Origin of the sequence: Actinomadura sp. J1-007 (assembly GCF_009793335.1) — a bacterium.
In the GTDB taxonomy this organism is placed as follows: domain Bacteria; phylum Actinomycetota; class Actinomycetes; order Streptosporangiales; family Streptosporangiaceae; genus Spirillospora; species Spirillospora yumaensis.
In genome coordinates this window covers 1,524,938-1,543,914 of record NZ_WING01000001.1, presented here as the reverse complement: position 1 = coordinate 1,543,914, position 18,977 = coordinate 1,524,938, and the positions used below count along the sequence as shown (strand labels likewise).

General features: G+C 74.8%; 21 protein-coding genes and 1 pseudogene. 12 read left to right on the top strand and 10 right to left on the bottom strand.

Going from position 1 to position 18,977, the window contains the following annotated elements; genetic code table 11:
* Nucleotides 1-163 precede the first annotated feature (163 nt).
* Together GEV43_RS06970 and GEV43_RS55885 are read right to left on the bottom strand one after the other, a co-directional pair.
* Entirely contained in the window at nt 164-973 is an 810-nt protein-coding gene (locus tag GEV43_RS06970; RefSeq protein ID WP_160819966.1) for an enoyl-CoA hydratase-related protein, read from the bottom strand.
* Nucleotides 948-1,786, bottom strand: a pseudogene (locus GEV43_RS55885) (PaaX family transcriptional regulator C-terminal domain-containing protein). The gene GEV43_RS06970 and the pseudogene GEV43_RS55885 overlap by 26 nt, the downstream one beginning before the upstream one ends.
* A 156-nt stretch (nt 1,787-1,942) precedes the next feature.
* On the opposite strand from GEV43_RS55885, the gene GEV43_RS06960 reads away from it, so the two are divergent.
* Nucleotides 1,943-2,110 carry a DUF3117 domain-containing protein gene (locus GEV43_RS06960; protein WP_083952185.1) on the top strand — a complete coding sequence of 56 codons (168 nt, stop codon included), beginning with the start codon at nt 1,943-1,945 and terminating at the stop codon, nt 2,108-2,110.
* A gap of 139 nt (nt 2,111-2,249) precedes the next feature.
* Complete coding sequence (locus GEV43_RS06955; protein ID WP_160819965.1) at nt 2,250-3,719, top strand: M17 family metallopeptidase; 1,470 nt, start codon at nt 2,250-2,252, stop codon at nt 3,717-3,719.
* Between the two features lie 48 nt (nt 3,720-3,767).
* Here the strand turns inward: GEV43_RS06955 and GEV43_RS06950 are convergent, their stop codons facing one another.
* Together GEV43_RS06950 and GEV43_RS06945 are read right to left on the bottom strand one after the other, a co-directional pair.
* The gene (locus GEV43_RS06950; protein ID WP_309239499.1) at nt 3,768-4,340 is read right to left on the bottom strand and encodes a hypothetical protein; all 573 of its coding nucleotides are present in this window, start codon (nt 4,338-4,340) and stop codon (nt 3,768-3,770) included.
* Between the two features lie 250 nt (nt 4,341-4,590).
* Nucleotides 4,591-5,193, bottom strand: coding sequence for an O-methyltransferase (locus GEV43_RS06945; protein ID WP_160819964.1), 603 nt, complete (start codon nt 5,191-5,193; stop codon nt 4,591-4,593).
* Between the two features lie 260 nt (nt 5,194-5,453).
* Here GEV43_RS06945 and sigE point away from each other — a divergent pair, with 260 nt between their 5' ends.
* From sigE to GEV43_RS06920, 6 genes are all read left to right on the top strand, one after another.
* Nucleotides 5,454-6,167 (top strand): RNA polymerase sigma factor SigE, encoded by a 714-nt coding sequence (gene sigE / locus GEV43_RS06940; protein WP_241682820.1) that lies wholly within the window; start codon nt 5,454-5,456, stop codon nt 6,165-6,167.
* Nucleotides 6,168-6,224: 57 nt separating this feature from the next.
* A complete protein-coding gene (locus GEV43_RS49580) occupies nt 6,225-6,809 on the top strand; it encodes a zf-HC2 domain-containing protein (RefSeq protein WP_309239498.1) in 585 nt (194 codons plus the stop codon).
* The gene (locus GEV43_RS06930) at nt 6,806-7,855 is read left to right on the top strand and encodes a hypothetical protein (protein WP_160819963.1); all 1,050 of its coding nucleotides are present in this window, start codon (nt 6,806-6,808) and stop codon (nt 7,853-7,855) included. Before GEV43_RS49580 ends, GEV43_RS06930 begins: the two co-directional genes overlap by 4 nt.
* Nucleotides 7,856-7,933: 78 nt before the next feature.
* Nucleotides 7,934-8,653: a hypothetical protein gene (locus GEV43_RS49575; protein ID WP_241682819.1), complete on the top strand. Its 720-nt coding sequence runs from the start codon at nt 7,934-7,936 to the stop codon at nt 8,651-8,653.
* Entirely contained in the window at nt 8,596-9,729 is a 1,134-nt protein-coding gene (locus GEV43_RS49570) for a S1C family serine protease (protein ID WP_241682818.1), read from the top strand. The genes GEV43_RS49575 and GEV43_RS49570 overlap by 58 nt, the downstream gene beginning before the upstream one ends.
* An 86-nt stretch (nt 9,730-9,815) precedes the next feature.
* A complete protein-coding gene (locus tag GEV43_RS06920; RefSeq protein ID WP_160819962.1) occupies nt 9,816-10,169 on the top strand; it encodes a sec-independent translocase in 354 nt (117 codons plus the stop codon).
* A gap of 94 nt (nt 10,170-10,263) precedes the next feature.
* Here the strand turns inward: GEV43_RS06920 and GEV43_RS06915 are convergent, their stop codons facing one another.
* On the bottom strand, nt 10,264-11,442 hold the full coding sequence (locus GEV43_RS06915; protein ID WP_160819961.1) for an Mrp/NBP35 family ATP-binding protein: 1,179 nt from the start codon (nt 11,440-11,442) through the stop codon (nt 10,264-10,266).
* A 150-nt stretch (nt 11,443-11,592) separates the two neighbouring features.
* On the opposite strand from GEV43_RS06915, the gene GEV43_RS06910 reads away from it, so the two are divergent.
* The gene (locus GEV43_RS06910) at nt 11,593-12,096 is read left to right on the top strand and encodes a MarR family transcriptional regulator (protein ID WP_309239497.1); all 504 of its coding nucleotides are present in this window, start codon (nt 11,593-11,595) and stop codon (nt 12,094-12,096) included.
* Nucleotides 12,097-12,154: 58 nt separating this feature from the next.
* Here the strand turns inward: GEV43_RS06910 and GEV43_RS49565 are convergent, their stop codons facing one another.
* The 3 genes from GEV43_RS49565 to GEV43_RS06900 are packed head-to-tail and all read right to left on the bottom strand — an operon-like array spanning nt 12,155 to nt 14,108.
* Entirely contained in the window at nt 12,155-12,415 is a 261-nt protein-coding gene (locus GEV43_RS49565) for a DUF1003 domain-containing protein (RefSeq protein WP_241682817.1), read from the bottom strand.
* A 5-nt stretch (nt 12,416-12,420) separates the two neighbouring features.
* Nucleotides 12,421-12,642, bottom strand: a complete 222-nt coding sequence (locus tag GEV43_RS49560) for a hypothetical protein (protein WP_241682816.1) — start codon at nt 12,640-12,642, stop codon at nt 12,421-12,423.
* Entirely contained in the window at nt 12,639-14,108 is a 1,470-nt protein-coding gene (locus GEV43_RS06900) for a magnesium transporter MgtE N-terminal domain-containing protein (RefSeq protein ID WP_164717178.1), read from the bottom strand. Before GEV43_RS06900 ends, GEV43_RS49560 begins: the two co-directional genes overlap by 4 nt.
* Before the next feature lie 144 nt (nt 14,109-14,252).
* Here GEV43_RS06900 and GEV43_RS06895 point away from each other — a divergent pair, with 144 nt between their 5' ends.
* Nucleotides 14,253-15,170: an RNA polymerase sigma-70 factor gene (locus GEV43_RS06895; RefSeq protein ID WP_160819960.1), complete on the top strand. Its 918-nt coding sequence runs from the start codon at nt 14,253-14,255 to the stop codon at nt 15,168-15,170.
* A gap of 93 nt (nt 15,171-15,263) precedes the next feature.
* On the opposite strand, the gene GEV43_RS06890 is transcribed toward GEV43_RS06895, so the two are convergent.
* Nucleotides 15,264-15,848 carry a hypothetical protein gene (locus GEV43_RS06890; protein ID WP_241682815.1) on the bottom strand — a complete coding sequence of 195 codons (585 nt, stop codon included), beginning with the start codon at nt 15,846-15,848 and terminating at the stop codon, nt 15,264-15,266.
* Between the two features lie 65 nt (nt 15,849-15,913).
* Between GEV43_RS06890 and GEV43_RS06885 the strand changes: the two genes are divergently transcribed.
* Nucleotides 15,914-16,855 carry a CoA ester lyase gene (locus GEV43_RS06885; RefSeq protein ID WP_160819959.1) on the top strand — a complete coding sequence of 314 codons (942 nt, stop codon included), beginning with the start codon at nt 15,914-15,916 and terminating at the stop codon, nt 16,853-16,855.
* 476 nt (nt 16,856-17,331) lie between these two features.
* Nucleotides 17,332-18,513 carry a CPBP family intramembrane glutamic endopeptidase gene (locus GEV43_RS06880; protein ID WP_160819958.1) on the top strand — a complete coding sequence of 394 codons (1,182 nt, stop codon included), beginning with the start codon at nt 17,332-17,334 and terminating at the stop codon, nt 18,511-18,513.
* On the opposite strand, the gene GEV43_RS06875 is transcribed toward GEV43_RS06880, so the two are convergent.
* Nucleotides 18,488-18,931 (bottom strand): NUDIX hydrolase, encoded by a 444-nt coding sequence (locus GEV43_RS06875; RefSeq protein ID WP_160819957.1) that lies wholly within the window; start codon nt 18,929-18,931, stop codon nt 18,488-18,490. The genes GEV43_RS06880 and GEV43_RS06875 overlap by 26 nt on opposite strands.
* Between the last annotated feature and the right edge of the window lie 46 nt (nt 18,932-18,977).

Here is an 18,977-nt window from a genome sequence, read left to right as displayed (position 1 = left end):
CCGTACGGCGCGGCACCGCAAGGCCCGTACGGCGCGCGGCCTGCACCGCCTGGAGACTCTCCCGACCCCGTCCCCCTGACCCGGGCCCCGGTTCCCGGCCGGGAGGCGCTCCAAGGGGCTCCTGAGGCCGCGGAGGGGGCAGTGGCCGCAGGCGGTCAGTGGGTCAGCGGCCTTGGAAGGTCGGCTGCTCCTTGTTGAGGAACGCCTCCGTCGCGTTGTGGTGGTCGGCGGTTTTCTCGCAGAGGTCCTGGAGTTCGGCCTCGCGCTCCAGGGAGGACGCCAGGTCGTGCGTGGCCGCGTGGTCGAGGGCGGCCTTGACCGCGCCGTACGCGACGGTCGGGCCCGCGGCGAGGCGGCGGGCCAGCTCGACCGAGGCCGGAGCCAGCTCGTCGGCCGGCACGACGCGGCTGACGAGGCCGAGGGCGAGGGCCTCGGGCGCCTTCACGGGTTCGGCGAGCAGCAGCAGCTCGGCGGCCTTCGCCCGGCCGACGAGGCGTTGCAGCGTCCACGACATCCCGCTGTCGGGCGCGAGGCCGATCCTGGTGAACGCCGTGGCGAACGACGCCTTCTCCGACGCCACGACCAGGTCGCACGCGTACGCCAGGGACGCCCCCGCCCCGGCCGCGACGCCGTTGACCGCCGCCACCACGGGCTTGGCCATGCCCGCGAGCGCCAGCACGATCGGGTTGTAGTGCTCCCGGACGGTGCCGTCGAGGCCCTTGCCCGCGGCGAGGTTGTCGGCGTGCTCGCGCAGGTCCTGGCCCGCGCAGAACGCCCGGCCCGCGCCCGTGAGGACCACCGCCCGCGCCTCGCCGTCCGCCGCCGCCCGCTCGACCGTCTCGCGCAGAGCCGCCTTCATCCCGGCCGTCAGCGCGTTCATCCCCTGGGGGCGGTTGAGTGTGATCGTCGCCACGCCCTCCGTGACGTCGTACAGCACCGTCTCGGCCTCAACGGTCTCCGACGTCTTCGGCATCTCCGACACCTTGGTCCTCGCCTTCCGCTCGGGAGCCTCCGAGGCAACCTTCGACGAACCGGGACGCCGCGGGCAAGAGCCGCGCCGCCTCCGCGTCGAACAGCCGCGCGGCCCGCGTCCCCGGCCACCCGTCCGGCAGCAGGTCGGCGGGCAGCCCGGGTCGCTGAACAGGAACTTGCGCCACTCGTGCACCAGTCTGCTCCGCACCGCGAACGCCCGCTCGTCCGGGTCCGGCCCCGCCTCCCCGGCGGAGGCCAGCAGCGGGCGGGCGTCGGCGAGCCACCGCTCGTACGAGCGGCCGAGGCCGTCCAGGTCCCAGGCCCGCGCCACGAGGCCGCGCGCGTCGCCCTCGTACGCCGAGCGGAACCGCTCGGCCCGGACGGACTCCGCCGACAGCAGCGCGTCCAGCTCGCTCGACGCCCTCGGCCCGATCCAGGTCGTCTCGTCCAGCCGCGCGTAGCCGAGGTACGTCAGCCCGGCCCCGAGCCGTTCCCGGCGGGCCCGGTCCCGCACCCGCTCGACCACCAGGACGTGCCACAGCCCGTCCCAGGGTTCGAGGTCGCGGTAGATGCGGTGCGCCGCCTCGTCCAGCCTCCGGACGGCGGGCGGCGTGAGCGCGTAACCGGGCCCGAGCGGCGTCGGAACGGGCTCCAGCCAGCCCTGCCGCACCATCCGCGAGACCGCGGTGCGGACGGCGGGCGCCGCCACGCCGAGCGCGGCCAGCAGCCGGACCAGGGCCGCGACCGGGGCCCTTCCGCCGCGCTCCCTGAGGTGGTCGCCGTACAGATCGAACAGCGCCGAACGTGCGTTCATGCCCGCAGTCTCTCGATCTGGAGGCTGATCGTTACCACTTCGCGCCCGGAAGACGAGATAATGGACCACTACTGATGACGCGGATGCGACAGGCGGCCACGCGGCCAACGGTGCCCGGAGGCCCCACGCGGCCCTAGGCAGGAAGGGGATGCACGCATGGCGGCGATGAAGCCGCGGACGGGAGACGGTCCGCTCGAAGTGACCAAGGAGGGGCGCGGCATCGTCATGCGGGTCCCGCTTGAAGGCGGCGGACGCCTCGTGGTCGAGCTCTCCGCCGACGAGGCCAAGGAGCTCGGCGAGGCCCTCAAGCAGGTCGTGGGCTGACGGTCACGCACGCCCCGAGACGCGGTGACGGTCCCGGCGTGCCCGCCGGGGCCCTCGCCGCACCCGCGCCCCCGCCCGGCAGGAGCGGCGCCGGACCCGGCGCCCGCGCAGCGAAGATCTGAGAAGGGGAACCACCACCATGCCCATCGACACCCGGGTCGTGCCCGCCGGCGGAACCGTGTCCAGCGCGGCCGCCGAGCTCGGGGCCGAGCTGGTGGCGGTGCCCGTCCGGCAGGGCCCGATCGCGCCCGCGGCCGAGGTCGCCCAGGGCCTGCCGTTCACCCTGGACGAACTGCTGGCGCTGCACCGGGCCAAGGGCGAGCCCGGCGAGATCGTCGCCACCCAGGTCCGGATCGACGGCACGGTGCGGGAGCTGCTGCTCTACGGCGTGGGCGAGGCGACCCCGGCCGACCTGCGCAGGGCCGGGGCCGCGCTGGCCCGGCGCGGGAAGGGCCGCGACGCGCTCGTCGCGGGCGTCCCCGACGGCGACCTCGCGGCGTTCGCCGAGGGCGCGCTGCTCGCCTCGTACGAGTTCCGGATCGGGGCCGCGCCCGCCAAGCCCGCCCTCGGCGTCCTGACGGTGCTGACCGAGGCCGGGCCCGAGGCGGCCGGGCCCGCGGTGGCGCTCGGCGCCGCGCGCGCCCGCGCGGCGGCCCTCGCCCGCGACCTGGCCAACACCCCGTCCGGCGAGAAGGGCCCCTCCTGGCTCGCCGAGCGCGCCGCCCAGGTCGCCACCGACGCCGGCCTCACCGTCCGCGTCCGGGGCGAGAAGGAGCTGGCCGAGGGCGGCTTCGGCGGGCTGCTCGCCGTCGGCGCCGGCTCGGCCCGCCCGCCCCGCCTGATCGAGCTGGCCTACGACCCGGGCACGCCGTCCGAGCCGGCCGCGCGGCACGTCGTGCTCGTCGGCAAGGGCATCACGTTCGACAGCGGCGGGCTGTCCCTCAAGCCCAACGAGGGCATGAAGACCATGAAGACCGACATGGCGGGCGGCGGCGCCGTCATCGCGGTCATGAGCGCGTTGCGCGACCTCGGCGTGCGCGCCCGCGTCACCGGCCTCGTCGCCGCCGCCGAGAACATGCCGTCCGGCTCGTCCATGCGGCCCGGCGACGTGATCACCCACTTCGGCGGGACGACCTCCGAGGTGCTCAACACCGACGCCGAGGGCCGCCTCGTGCTCGCCGACGCCCTCGCGTACGCCGACGCCGAGCTCGACCCCGACGTCGTCGTCGACGTCGCCACGCTCACCGGCGCCGCCAAGGTCGCGCTCGGGCTGCGCACCGGCGCGCTGTTCGCCACCGACGACGACCTCGCCGCGGCCCTGTCCGCCGCCGGGGAGGCCGCGGGCGAGCCGCTGTGGCGCCTCCCGCTGGTCGACGACTACCGTCCCGCGATCGACTCCGACGTCGCCGACATCAACAACATCGGCCGCGGCGGCTACGGCGGCGGGTCCATCACCGCCGCGCTGTTCCTGCGCGAGTTCACCGGCGGACGCTCCTGGGCCCACCTCGACATCGCCGGACCGGGCCGCGCCACGTCCGACGACGGCGAGCTCACCCGCGGCGCCACCGGCTTCGGCGCCCGGCTCCTGCTGCGCTGGCTCGCCGCCTGACCGCGCGCCGCCGAGGCGGCCGCCCCGGGCGGCCGGCCTCGGCGCGGGTCACTTCGTCCGGCGGTCGATCACCGTGACGCGGTGCCGGCGCCGCGCCTGCCGGACGATCTCCGGGAGGGTGGCGTCCCAGCCGGGCTCGACCGGGAAGCACCACGGCACGGCCTCGCGCGTCGCCGGAACGTCCTGGAGCGTCAGCGCCACCAGGTGGGGCCGCTCGGCCGTACGGGCCAGCTCGGCGAGCTCGGGCGTCGGCAGGAACACCAGGTAGTCCTGCACGCCCCCGCGGGTCCCCGCGACGCCGCGGCGCACGGCCGTCAGCGCCGCCGTCCGCGACCAGGGCAGCCCGCGGTCGGCGCGGCGCGGCATCGGCCACCGGGCCGGACGCCGCACGCCCTCGGAGTCGATCTCCAGAACGGGACGGCGCGCCAGCATCGCCCCCGCCGACATCAGCATCCCGGCGCCGAACAGCAGGACGCCCGACCCGCCGAGCACGACGAACACCAGGCTCCCCGCGCCCTTCCCGCGCATCACGCCGCCCGCGATGAACACCCCGGCCGCCAGGAACAGGATCACGAACGCGACGAGCTGCCACATCCCGCGCCACGTCACCCGCGTCCGCACCGCGAACGCCGCCTGCGTCCCCGCCGCGCCGTCCCCGTCGCCCTCGGCCGTGATGTCCTCGACCGGCTCACCGTCCTCGGCCTCTTCGCCGTCCTCGGCGGTGTCGCCTTCCCGGTCCGAAGAGGCGCCTTCGGCCGACGCGGACCGCTTCGCCGGGGCGGGCTTCGCGGGGCGTTCGGGGGCGGTGTCGTCCTCGGGGCGGGGGGCGCTGGCGGGTCCGTCCGGGGGTCGGCGTCGTCCATGCGGAGCCTCAGTCGCGCTTGACGGCGCACAGCAGGCCGTCGCCGACGGGGAGCAGGAGCGAGACGAGCCGTTCGTCCTCGCGGACCATGCGGCCCACCTCGCGGATCGCGGCCGTCTCCGGGTCGCGCCGCTCGGGGTCGGCGACGCGGTGGCCGCCGAGGGCGTTGTCGAACGCCACGACGCCGCCCGGCCGCAGCAGCCGCAGCGCGGCCGTCAGGTAGTCGGGGTACTCCTGCTTGACCGCGTCGCAGAAGACCATGTCGTACGCGCCGTCGGTGAGCCGCGGCAGCACCTCCAGCGCCCGGCCGATGATCATCCGGGTGCGGGACGCGCCGAGCCCGGCCTCGGCGTAGGCGTGCTTGGCCAGCCGCTGGTACTCGGGCTCCACGTCGACGCTCGTCAGCACCGCGTCCTTGGCCATGCCGCGCAGCAGCCAGATGCCGGACACGCCGCAGCCCGACCCGACCTCCACGACCGTCCGGGCCCCGATCAGGGTCGCCAGGAAGCGCAGCGCCGCGCCGCCCGCCGGGCCGATCGGCGTGGCGCCGACCTCTTCGCCGCGCCGGCGCGCGTTCAGTAGTGGCTCGTCTTCGGGGAGGAATTCCTCCACGTAGGCCAGGGTGGCCTGAATGGCGTCGATGGCTGCCTCCTCGCGGGACCCCCGCCTGGCTCATGCTGGAAAGACCATATCGCTGACCGGGAACCAACCGGCGTTTCAGCGCGTTGCAAAGAGCGATGGCACCCGCCCTACCGGCGGTGGCCGTCGCAGGAAGAAGTAATGGACGTCGGTCCACAACCGCCCCAGCCCAGGCGCGACCGTGTCGTTCCCAAGCGACAGCATTGGCCAGCAGAGAGGAACAGCCCGGCACCATGGGAGTCGCAGCACTTGGTTTTAAGGGCGCTGTGGGGGTCGGCCCCAGGCAGGGGTTCGGTAACGCAGCAGCCGCGCGCACCCGCGAGAACGTCCCGGAGGCCGATTGGGCGCCTCCGTCCTGGGACGAGGTGGTGCGCGAGCACTCGGCCCGCGTGTACCGGCTGGCCTACCGCCTGACCGGCAACCAGCACGACGCCGAGGACCTCACCCAGGAGGTCTTCGTCCGCGTGTTCCGTTCACTGTCCAACTACACCCCGGGCACCTTCGAAGGATGGCTGCACCGGATCACCACGAACCTGTTCCTCGACATGGCGCGGCGCCGCCAGCGCATCCGCTTCGAGGGACTCGCCGACGACGCCGCCGAGCGCCTCCAGGGTCGCGAGCCGACCCCGGCCCAGGCGTTCGACGACGCCAATTTCGACGCCGACGTCCAGGCCGCGCTCGACGCCCTGGCCCCCGAGTACCGGGCGGCCGTGGTGCTGTGCGACATCGAGGGTCTGTCGTACGAGGAGATCTCGGCGACGTTGGGTGTCAAACTTGGAACCGTGCGCAGCCGCATCCACCGGGGGAGGGCGCAGCTGCGCGCAGCGCTGGAGCACCGGGCACCGCGCCGCAGGCGGCCCGGCACGCGCAACGAGTTCCAGCACGCCGCCGCGCGGGCCGCGGAGAGCGGGCCCGGGTTCGCCGCCGCGCCGACGGAGGCCGTGTAGGGACCCCGGGCGCGGCCGCGCCCGCGCGAGAGAAGAACGGACCGACGAGGGAGCCGCGTGAGTTGTCTGGGGGAGCGTCTGACCGCTCTGGTCGACGGTGAGCTGGGGCACGAGGAGCGCGATCGCGTGCTCGCCCATCTCGCGGGCTGTGCGCGGTGCCGGGGGGAGGCGGACGCGCTGCGGCGGCTCAAGGGCCGGCTGCGCGAGCTCGCCCAGCCCCCGGGGGCGGCGGACGCCGACGAGATCCCGAGCGGGGACTTCCTGACCCGCCTGCGCGCGCTCGGCGAGGGCGCGGGGGAGACCACCTCCACCCAGCCGACCCGTCCCGTACGGCCGAGCGGCCGCCCCGCGAGGCCCGCACCGCAGTCCCGCCCGCGCGACAACCGCCCGGCCGGACGCGCCGCGGCGGCCGCCGGCGGGCGTCCCCGCCGCCGCTACCTCGCGGTCGGCGCCGCCACCCTGTTCATCGGGCTCGGCACCGCCTCGTACGTCGCGGGCGGCGGCCAGGAGCCCGCGACGGTCACGCCCGCGTTCGACCGGTTCGCCGTCGAGCACGCCCTCACCTCCGGTGACGTCCCGCTGACGGACCCGCTCACCGACCCCTCCGAGCAGATCCCCGTCCAGGCCCCGCCGGAGCCGTGAGCGGGAGCAGCCCGGCCCGCGACAGACAGCGCTGGTGCGGTCTGCTGGCCGGCGGGCTCGCCGCGGCGCTCGCGCTCGCGGCCGTGCTGAACGGCGACGCCGGGGTCCGGCGCGCCCGCAGCGACCCCGAGGCCGTCCGGCTGCTGCGCGCCGCCGCCGAGGCCGCGGGCCGCGTCCCGTACGAGGGCAGGCGGTTCCTGACGACCTGGAGCCGGCGCAGGCCGTCCACCACGACCGTGTCGGTGTCCCACACGCCGGGCGACGGCACCTACTACGAGGGCCGCGCCTACCGGTCGGACGCCGGCGCCTTCTGGGGCGGCGCGTCCGGCTTCACCTCCGAGACCCTCGGCCTGCTGGCCCGCAACTACGTGATCGTGCGGTCCGCCGACTCCGCGGTCTGCGGGCGGCGCACCCGCGTGGTCGAGGCGCGCCGCGGCGACGGCAGCGCGGCGGGCCGCTTCTGGATCGACTCCGAGACCAACCTGATCCTGCACCGCGAGCTGCTGGACGCCATGGGCCACAAGGTCGCCGCGACCGGTTTCACCGAGGTCGACCTGTCCCGCCGCGCGTACTCGGTCCGCGCCGCCGGGCCCGCCGCGTCCCCGGCCACGCTGTGGGCCGACCGGCTGGACCGTGCCGAGCTCAGCGACCTGCGCCACGACGGCTGGCCCGTCCCGAAGGACCTGCCGGGCCGCCTCACGCTCTACGACGCCCGCCGCCCCGAGCCGGGCGGCGTCGTCCACCTCAGCTACTCCGATGGTCTCGCCGCCGTCTCCGTCTTCGTCCAGCGCGGCGCCCTCGACGAGGACCGCTTCACCGGGTGGCAGAAGACCGTCAAACGCGGCCGTACGGTCTTCCGCCGCGAATCCCTCCAGCGCTGGGCCGTCTCGGCGGGCGGCGGGTACGTCTACACCGTCCTCACCGACGCGCCGCAGAGCACCGCGGACGCGGTGGCGAGGGGCCTGCCGCACGACCGGCCGCCGTTCTGGACCCGCGTCGGCCGGGGCGCCCGGCGCCTGGGATCCTGGATTAATCCCTTTGGCTGATGAGGTCTTATGCTCGCCACATGCCCGGCTGGGCACGATGAGCGCGGAATAGAGAACCATGCTCGGTAGGAGATGGGGATGACGGAAGAGAACCGCGGGCCGGTCAAGGCGTCGCCGGGGGACGACGACCTCGTCCCCGGTTTCGGGGCTGAGCGGCGGGACGCCACCGGTCCCCAGGAGACGGCCGGGCCGCCGGAGACGGTGGCCGACCAGGAGATCCCCGAGCCGGAGGGCTCAGCCGGGCCGGAGGCGCCCGCCGCGGCGGAGCCGTCAGGGAACGAGGCGCCCGCGGGATACGGGGCGTCCGCCGCGTCCGAGACGCCCGCCGGGTCCGGGGCGTCCGTCCGCGAGGACGACGGCCCCGACCGCCTCGTCGCCGGAGGGTTCGCGCCGCCGGACGCGCCGCGGGACGGCAGGCCCACCGAGGGCCCGCCGCAGGACGGGCCGTACGCGCGGGAGATGCCGGTCCAGCAGCCGCCGGCCGGGCTCGAAGCGCCGGACGAGCGGGGCAGGCCCGCGTTCGCCCCGCACAACCAGGACCCCCGGGCCCAGCAGTACGGATGGCCGCAGCACCAGTCGCAGCAGCCCCCGCCGCCGCATCCGGGCGCGCGCCCGATGGGACCGCCGCCGATGGGCGGGGGGCCGATGGGCCCGCCGCCGCCCGGCGCGCGGCCGATGGGGCCGCCCCCGGCTACGGTCCGCCTCCCGGCGGGGGGCCCAACTGGGCGCCCGTCCCCGCGATGCCGTCGGCGTCGCGCGGAGGCCCGAGCCTCGGCGTGCTGGCCGTGGTGGCGCTGATCGTCGCGCTGGTCGCGGGCGGCGTCGGCGCGGGGATCGGGGTGATGGCCACCGGCAGCGACGACGACGGCGGCGGCGTGAACCTCGGCGGCAGCGACTCGGGCACGGGCCCGGCCGTCAAGAGCCGTCCGCCGGACTCGGTCGCGGGCGTGGCGCAGAAGGTGCTGCCCAGCGTCGTGTCGATCAAGGCGCAGGCCGCGAACGGGCAGGGCGCCGGCGGGACGGGCTTCATCGTCAACGGCGGCTACATCGTCACCAACAACCACGTGGTGCAGGCGGCCGGCAGCGGCGGCGAGATCCAGGTCCAGTTCAACGACAAGAAGACGCTGCCCGCCACGATCAAGGGCCACGACCCGGGCTCGGACGTCGCGGTGCTGAAGCCGGAGGGCGGCCACTCGCTGCCCGCGCTCCAGGTCGGCAACTCCGACGCCCTCGCGGTCGGCGACCCGGTCATCGCGATCGGCTCCCCGCTCGGCCTCCAGGGCTCGGTGACGACCGGCATCGTCAGCTCGCTCAACCGCGCCGTACCGACGCAGGGCGAGGGCGGCGGCGACGCCAACGTGCTGAACGCCATCCAGACCGACGCGGCGATCAACCCGGGCAACTCCGGCGGGCCGCTGGTGGACGCGCAGGGCCGCGTGATCGGCATCAACACCGCCATCCTGACCCTCGGCGGCCAGTCGCTCGGCGGCGAGCAGCAGAGCGGCAACATCGGCCTCGGCTTCGCGATCCCGATCAACCAGGGCAAGCGGGTCGCCGAGGAGATCATCCGGACCGGCACCGCCAAGCGGGCGCAGCTCGGCATCGGGATGGACCAGAAGTACCAGGGGCCCGGCGTGAAGATCGCCGAGCGGGCCACCGGCGGCGTCGAGCCGGTCGCCAAGGGCGGGCCGGCCGAGCGGGCGGGCCTGAAGGCGGGCGACGTGATCACCAAGCTGGGCGACCAGCCGATCGAGGACCCCGCCGACCTGTCCGCGCAGATCCGCAGCCGCGCCCCCGGCGAGAAGGTCAAGGTCACCTACGTGCGGGCCGGGAAGGAGACCACGGTCGAGGTGACGCTCGGCGCCGCCAACTGATGTTCGGGCCGGGTTCACCCGGCCTGGGGATACTCTGAGGGGCCGGGCCGGGAAGGTCCGGTCCCCGGGTGCTTGTGGAGGACGGGTTGTTCGACGTCGGACTGGGCGAGATGGCGGTTCTCGTCGTGCTCGCCCTCGTCATCTTCGGCGACAAGCTGCCCCAGGTCGCCGGGCAGGTCGGGCGCACGCTGCGGCAGCTCCGCGAGATGGCCAACAGCGCCAAGGCCGATCTCCAGGACGGGCTCGGCCCGGAGTTCAAGGACTTCGACGTCGCCGACCTCAACCCGAAGACGTTCGTCCGCAAGCACCTGTTCGAGGACCCGCCGGACGACGTCCCCGTCAGCAACGGCGCGGTGTTCGACGACGAGCCGTCCTACCTGTCCACGGCGGGCGGCCTGGACTACGGCGAACGGCCCCCGTTCGACAACGAGGCCACCTGACCCCGCCGCCGGGCGCGACCGCGCGCCCAGGCGCGTGACCGGAAACGGCCCCGTCCCCGGATCGCTCCGGGAACGGGGCCGTTCGGCGTCGTGCTCAGTCGTACCGGTCGTGCGGCACGGCTCTCGGCGGCGGGTCAGCGGCCCTTGGGGAGATGCCGAGCGACATGCCCGCGAGGCCGCGGCTGCGGCCGGCGAGCTTGTCGGCGATCGTGCGCAGCTCCTTGGCGGCGCCCGCGTCGGGGTCGGACAGCACGAGCGGCGTGCCGTTGTCGCCGCCCTCCCGCAGCCGCGGGTCGATCTCGACCTGGCCGAGCAGCGGCACCCGGGTGCCGAGCGTCTGGGCGAGGGCGTCGGCGACGGCCTGGCCGCCGCCGGAGCCGAAGATGTCCTGCCGCTCGCCGCAGTGCGGGCAGCTCAGGAACGACATGTTCTCGATCACGCCGACGACCTGCTGGTGGGTCTGCGCGGCGATCGCCCCGGCCCGTTCGGCGACCTCCGCCGCGGCCTGCTGCGGGGTGGTGACGACGAGGATCTCGGCGGACGGCAGGAGCTGCGCCACCGAGATCGCGATGTCGCCGGTGCCCGGGGGCAGGTCCATGAGCAGGATGTCGAGGTCGCCCCAGTAGACGTCGGCGAGGAACTGCTGGAGCGCCCGGTGCAGCATCGGCCCGCGCCACACCACCGGCTGGTTGCCGGCCGTGAACATGCCGACCGAGATCACCTTCACGTCGTGCGCGGACGGCGGCATGATCATGTCTTCGACCTTGGTCGGCGGGTGCTCCACGCCGAGCATCCGCGGCACCGAGTGGCCGTAGATGTCGGCGTCGACCACGCCCACCTTGCGGCCCTGCGCGGCGAGCGCGGCGGCCAGGTTGACGGTCACCGACGACTTGCCGACGCCGCCCTTGCCGCTCGCGACCGCGTACACCTTGGTCAGCGAGTTGGGCTTGGCGAACGGGATCTCCTTGGCGGGCTCGCCGCCGCGGAGCTTGGTCTGGAGCGCCTTGCGCTGCTCCTCGCTCATCACGTCCAGCTCGACCCGGACCGAGGTCACCCCGTCGACCCCGGCGACGGCCTCGGTGACGTTGCGGGTGAGGGTGTCCTTCATGGGACACCCGGCCACGGTCAGGAGGATGCCGACCTGCACCGAGCCGTCCGGCGCGATGTCGACGTTCCTGACCATGTCGAGCTCGGTGATGGGCTTGCGGATCTCAGGATCGTGCACGGTGGCGAGCGCCGCGGTCACCTGCTCGGTCGTCAACTGGGAGGCCATACGCCCATGGTATGAACTCGCCGCGGCTGCCCGCGAATCCGGGGCGGCCCGAATCCGGCCGCGCATGATCGGCACGCCCGCGCCCGCACCGGCGCGCGACACCCCGCGGCCGCCATCGCTTCCGGCGTGCCGTGGCCGTACGATCGGGGCGTGACCCTGTCGACCAGCACGCCGACCAGCCAGATCTCCGCCGCGGAGCTGACCGTGTGGCGGACGATGCTCCGCGCCCAGGTCCAGATCTCCCGGCGGCTCCAGACCGACCTGCTGGCCGACCACGACCTCGCGCTCGGCTCGTACGACGTGCTCATGCACCTCGGCGAGGCGCCCGAGGGGCGGCTGCGGATGAACGACCTCGCCGACCGGGTGCTGCTGTCGCGCAGCGGCCTCACCCGCCTGGTCGACCGGCTCCAGCGGGAGGGCCTGGTCGTCCGGCAGTCCTGCGACAGCGACGCCCGCGGGCTGTACGCGGTGCTCACCCCGGCGGGCCGCGCCCGGCTGGACGCGGCGACCCCGACCTACCAGCGCGGCGTCCGCGAGTACGTGCTGAGCAGGCTGGACGAGGCCGACCTGCGCCAGTTCGGCCTGATCCTCGACAAGCTCGCCGACGAGCCCGCCCGCGACCGCCCCCGGGACCGCAGCGCCGTCCCCGCCTGACGGCCGCCCGGGGCGGGCGCGCCCTCGCCCGGCCCGGCGGGGCCCGGCCCCGCCCCGGTCATGGGACGGTGCGGTGCCCGTCCTTGGCGTCGAGCTCCTTGACGAGCTGCTGGAGCTCCGAGCGCAGGAAGTCGCGGGTGGCGACCTCGCTGAGCGCGACGCGCAGCCCGGCGATCTCCCGGGTGAGGTACTCGGTGTCGGCGATCGAACGGTCGTTGCGGGCCCGGTCCTGCTCGTACTGGACGCGGTCGCGGTCGTCCTGGCGGTTCTGCGCGAGCAGGATCAGCGGCGCGGCGTACGACGCCTGGAGCGACAGCATCAGGGTCAGGAAGATGAACGGGTACGGGTCGAACCGCAGGAACGCGGGGCGAGCAGGTTCCAGCCGATCCAGACCAGCACGAACACCGTCATGTAGACCAGGAACCGGGCCGTCCCGAGGAACCGGGCGATCCGTTCCGACAGCCGCCCGAACGACTCGGGGTCGTAGTGGGGCCGCGGCACGAGGGTGCGGCGGATCTCGCGGGGCTGGTCCAGGCGCGAGGTCATCGCGTCGTCTCCCTGTCCGTCGCGTCCGCCGCGCCCGGCCCGTCCCGTCCAGCCGCAGAGTCCGGCCCGGCGGCGGAGTCCGGCCCGTCCGGCCCGGCCGCGGGGTACGGGCTCGCCCGGCCGTCGGGCTCGGCGCCGCGCAGGGCCTCCTCCTCCGGGTCGGCGCCCTCGGCGGCGGCGCCGGGCCCGGCGGCGTCGGCGGTGGCGTCCATCACGGTCTCCCGCCAGTCGTCGGGCAGCAGGTGGTCGAGGACGTCGTCGATCGTGACCGCGCCGAGCAGGTGGCCGTTCTCGTCCACCACCGCCCCGGCGACCAGGTTGTAGGTTGCGAGGAACGTCGCGACCGACTCCAGCGTCATGGTGGGGCGCAGCGGGTCCAGCTCGGTGTCCACGATGCCGCTGACGAGCGTCGGCGGCGGCTCGCGCAGCAGCCGCTGGAAGTGGACGGTGCCGAGGAACCGGCCGGTCGGCGTCTCGGTCGGCGGGCGGCACACGTACACCTGCGCGGCGAGCGCGGGGTTGAGGTCGGGGTTGCGGATCTGCGCGAGCGCCTCGGCGACGGACGCGTCGGGCGCGACGACGACGGGATCGGTGGTCATCAGCCCGCCCGCCGAGTCGTCGGCGTAGGTGAGCAGCCGCCGGACGGGGGCGGCCTCCTGCGGCTCCATCAGCGTCAGGAGCTGCTCGCGCTGCTCGGTCGGCAGCTCGCCGAGCAGGTCGGCGGCGTCGTCGGGCCCCATCGCCTCCAGCACGTCGGCCGCGCGCTCCACGCCGAGCTTGCCGAGGATCTCGATCTGGTCGTCCTCGGGCAGCTCCTCCAGGACGTCGGCGAGCCGTTCGTCGTCGAGGGCGACCGCGACCTCGGTGCGGCGCTTCTCCGGCAGGTCGTGGACGTACCCGGCGAGGTCGGCGGGCTTCATCCGCTCGAACGCGGCGATGATCCCGGCGGCGCCCTGCCCGTGCTCGACGGCGGAGAACCCCTCCACGGCGTCCCAGTCGACCACGACGGTCCCGCCGCCGCGGCGCAGCCCGCGGGTGCGGCTCCGGCCCCGGCCCGCGCGGCGGCGGACCGCGACCTTCCCGACGAGCCAGTCGCGGGTCCGGGTCGGCTCCATCGCGACGTCCACGACCGAGACGGGCTCGCCGGTCTCGCGGAACCGGACCGTGCGGTCCAGCAGCTCGGAGATCACCAGGGTCTCCGGGCCGCGCTGCTGGAACCGGCGGACGTTGAGCCGCCCGTCGAACACGATCGCGTCGGCCTCGATCACCGTGACCCGGGTGATCGGCAGGAACACCGGGCGGCGCGGCGACACCTCCACCACCAGGCCGAGCACGCGCGGCGGCCGCGACCCGAGGCGCAGCGCGGCGACGACGTCGCGCACCCGCCCCACCTGGTCGCCGGCCGGGTCGAACACCGCGATCCCGGCGAGCCGGGCGATGAACACCCGGTTCGGTGATCCGCTCATGCGAGGGAGATTACCCGCGATCTTGCAGCTCATCCGGCCCGCGCGGCGCGTGGCAGGGGTCACAGCGGCGCGATGTCACATCCGGCGCGGCCGGGCCCGTCGTTCGTGGCGAACGGAGCGGACCGCGACGTACGGAGGGACGCCATGAGAGGCTCTCGCGTGATGAGCGACGAGGCCACGGCCGTGTTCGACGAGCACCGCAACCTGCTGTTCGCGGTGGCGTACCGGATGCTCGGCACCGCCGCCGACGCCGAGGACGTCGTCCAGGACGCCTGGATCAAGTGGTCCGGGGTGGACCGCGCGGGGGTCGCCGACCCGAAGGCGTACCTGGTGCGGATCACCACCAACGTCGCGCTGGACCGGCTGCGGACGGCGCGCGTCCAGCGGGAGACCTACGTCGGCCCGTGGCTGCCCGAGCCCATGCTGACGTCCCCGGACGTCGCCGAGGAGGCCGAGCTGTCGGAGTCGGTGTCGATGGCGATGCTCGTGGTGCTGGAGACGCTGAGCCCGCTCGAACGGGCCGTGTTCGTCCTGAAGGAGGTCTTCGGGTTCCCGTACGCGGAGATCGCCCGCGCGCTGGACCGTTCGGAGGCGTCGGTCCGGCAGCTCGGCACCCGCGCCCGCAAGCACGTGGAGGCGCGGCGGCCCCGGTTCGAGACCGCGGGCGCGCAGCGGCGGGCGGTGACCGAGCGGTTCCTGGACGCGGCGCTCGGCGGCGACATCAACCGGCTCATGGAGGTGCTCGCGCCGGACGTGGCGCTGTGGACCGACGGCGGCGGCAAGGTCAGGGCGGCGCTGCGCACCATCCACGGCGCGCCGAAGGTCGGCCGCTGGGTCGCGGCGGTCGCCGGCACGGCGTACGCCGGGGTCGCGCCGGAGGACATGCGGGTGCGCCGGGCCTCGATCAACGGCGAGCCGGGCCTGGTCATCGACGGCCCCGCCGGACCGATCACGGCGATCACCTGCGACGTCGACGACGCCGGCCTGATCCGCGCCATCCACCTGGTCGCCAACCCCGACAAGCTCCGCGCCATCGGCGCGGGCCGCGAACTCCCCATGTGACCCCGCGCGAGCGGAACGCGCGGCGGAACGGGACAGGCGGAACGGCGCGCGCGGAACGCGCGGCGGAACGGGACCGGCGGACGGGACGGGCGGTCAGCGGTCGACGCGGCGGCGCTTGGCGCCGTACATGCGAGGCGGGGCGGACGCCGTCGTGGCGGGCGTCTCGACCGGGCGTACGGTCGCGTAGTCGGCGGGCTCGCCCGGTGCGCGTGCGATCCCGCCGTCCGGTACGAGCCGGACGATGTACGACTCGCGCGCCCACCGTTCGAGCTGGCCCTCGTGCGTCGGCGCGTTGAGCCGGTCCTTGGCGAGCAGCGGCGCGACGGCGTCCCAGGTCTCCGAGCCCGGCTCGACCCGTTCGCATGCGGCGGTGAACGACACGAGCCGTCCGCCCTTGTCCTTGCCGCGCAGGATGACCGTGACGTGCCGGGCCTCGGGGAGTCCGGGCATCGGCTGCTCGCCCTCCCCGCCGGTCAGCACGTACGCCGCGCCCTCGTGCCACAGGTGCCAGGCCGCGCGGGGCTGCGGCAGGCCCGGCAGGTCGAGCCAGAGCAGGCCCGACTTCTTGGCCGCCTCCTCCACCAGCGCCGCGTCCAGCGCGTCCGCGGGCCGCGGTTCGGGTTCCGGCGCGGGCCCGGGGTCCGGGGCCGGCTCGGCGTTCAGATCAGCACCGCCCATGCCCGCAGGGTCTCACAGCCGGACGGGGATCGGCCGCGCGCGAAGGCGGTCGGTAGCATCCGCCCATGCGATCGCGACGTACCACCCTGGCCGTTCCCGGGAGCAACCCCCGCTTCATCGAGAAGGCCCAGGGGCTCCCCGCCGACGAGATCTTCCTCGACCTGGAGGACGCGGTCGCGCCCTCGGCGAAGGAGGCCGCCCGCAAGAGCGTCGTCGCGGCCCTCAACGAGGGCGACTGGACCGGGAAGGTCCGGACCGTCCGCGTCAACGACCTGAACACGCCGTGGGCGTACCGCGACGTCATCGAGGTCGTGGAGGGCGCGGGCGCGAACCTCGACGCGATCCTGCTGCCGAAGGCGCAGGACGCCACGCACGTCCAGTGGCTCGACCGGCTCCTCACCCAGATCGAGGCCGCCATGGGGTACGAGCCGGGCCGCATCGGCATCGAGGCGCAGATCGAGGACGCGCGCGGCATGGTCGAGATCGACGCGATCGCCGCCTCGTCCCCCCGGCTGGAGGCCCTGGTGTTCGGCCCCGGCGACTTCATGGCCTCGATCAACATGAAGACCCTCGTGGTCGGCGAGCAGCCGCCCGGCTACACCGAGGGCGACGCCTACCACTACATCCTCATGCGGATTCTGCTGTCCGCCCGCGCGAACGACCTCCAGGCCATCGACGGGCCCTACTTCAACGTCCGCGACGTGGACGCCTTCACCCGCGTCGCCCGCCGCTCGGCCGCGCTCGGCTTCGACGGCAAGTGGGTTCTGCACCCGTCCCAGGTGGAGGCGGGCAACGAGGTGTTCTCCCCGACGCAGGACGACTACGACCACGCCGAGCTCATCCTCGACGCCTACGACCACTACACCCGGGTCGAGGGCCGGGGCGCGGCCACGCTCGGCGACGAGATGATCGACGAGGCGTCCCGCAAGATGGCCCTCGTCGTCTCCGCCAAGGGCCGCGCGGCCGGGATGGCCCGGACCAAGCGCTTCGACCCCCCGACCGCCTAGGGCACGTACGATTCCTCCCAGGTGTCGCCACAGCCACGGGAGGGTCACACGTGTCGGATCCGGTCGACGACAACGGCTGGGCGCCGCCCGACCCCGGGGCGTCCGCCCCCGGTCCGGAGGCCCCGCCGCCGCCCGCCGGCCCGACCGGACACGCCGCCCCAGCCGGGAGCGCAGGCCAGCCGGGCCAGCCGGGCCAGCCGGGGCAGGTTCCGTTGGAGCCGTACGCCGCGCAGGACCCGTACGGGCAAGCCCAGCAGGCGCAATGGCCGGGCCCGCAAGCCCCCTACGCCCCGTACGGAGCGCCAGGCTACGGAGCGCACCCGCAGGGGCCATACCCGCAACACCCGCAACACCCGCAGCAGCAGCCGTACGGGTATCCGCCGCAAGCGCCCCAGGGGAGCCCGTACCCGCTGCCAGGGCAACAGCAGCAGGGTTACGGCTATCCGCCGCCGCAGGCCCATCCGTACGGCTACGGGATGCCGTTCCAGGGGTACGCGCCGCCGGTGAAACGCCCGTGGACGGTCCCGGTACAGCCCGGCCGGCCGTTCCACCAGGTGGCCCGAACGGAGGCGCACCGCTGGTGGAGGCCGCTCGTCGGCACCCTCGGCATCGCCGCCGTCGGCATGGCCCTGGTGATCATCGTCATGATCGCCGGGATGGTCGTGTACGCGATCGCGACCGGCGACATGCCCGGCGACGACGACGATCCCAACGCGATCTTCGGCAACGACACCGCCGACCTCGCGTTCAACCTCCTGATGCTCGCCGTGTTCCTGCCGGTGGTGCTGGGCGCGGCGTGGTTCGTGCAGAGGCGCCGCCCCGGCACGCTGTCGTCGGTGGCGGGGCGGCTGCGCTGGCGCTGGCTCGCCATCTGCTGCGCGCCGGCCATCGCGTTCTGCGTGGTGTCGTTCGGCTCGTCGTGGCTGGCGAGCCTGGTCGTGGACGACTCTTCCGACTCGGACGGGTCGTGGGTCGGGTGGGGCGGGTTCCTCGGTCCGGCGCTCGTCATCGTCCTGCTGGTGCCGTTCCAGTCGGCGGCCGAGGAGTACGCGTTCCGCGGCTGGATCCTCCAGGCGTTCGGCGCGTGCACCCTGGAGACGCGCCGGGGCCGCGTCGGCCGCGCGTTCAGCGTGGTCTTCCGCACGCCGTGGCCGGGCATCGTCGTCGGAGCCGCGCTGTTCACGTCCGGGCACGGCTACACCGGCTGGGGGATGCTCGACATCTTCGTCTTCGGCGCGCTCGCGGGCTGGCTGACCGTACGGACCGGCGGCCTTGAGGCGTCCATCGCGATGCACGTGTTCAACAACCTGATGGCGTTCCTGCTCCCGGCGGCCGTCGGCGAGCTGGACATCGAGCAGGGCGGCGTGCCCTGGCAGTACGTCGTCGCCGACGTCCTCCCGATGCTGCTGTACGCGGCGGGCGTGCTCTGGCTGGCCCGGCGCTTCAAGATCCAGACCGTCACCGCCGACCCGGCCCCGGCGACGGCGGCTGCGGCAGCGGCGTCCGGCCCGTACCCCGCAGACGCGCCGTTCGCCGCCGAAGCGCCGTTCGCCGGTGTGGATTCCGCAGGCGGCGATGGGCGGCCGGAGCCGGACGGCCGTGCACAGGATGTGGACACGCCGCCGGAGGAGTTCAGCCGGGAGAGCGCTGGTCGTTAGCGCGTCCGCCGGGCGTTAGGGGGATGACGCCCCAGGAGGCGAGGGCGTCGAGGAGCCCGGTCACGGTCGGAAGCGCGCGCAGCTCGGCGTCCGTCACCCAGCGGACCTCGGCCGCGTCGTCCCCGGCGCGGGCCGCGCCGCCGGTGACGGTCGCCGCGTAGTCGTGGATCTCGTACGTGACGCCGCCGGGACCCGGGCGTTCGACGGTGCCGATCAGGCGTCCGGCGCGCACGGTGAAGCCGGTCTCCTCGGCCAGCTCGCGGACGACGGCGGCGGCGTCGTCCTCACCGGGCTCGACGCGCCCGCCGGGGATCGACCACAGCCCCTCGCCGGGCGGACGCCCCCGCCTGACCAGCAGCAACCGCCCCTCGCCGTCCCGGACGACCCCGCCCACACACCGCACCGACTGCACCGACATCACCCCATTCTTTCCCATTTGTCCCTCTGGTGCGCCGGTCCCGGCT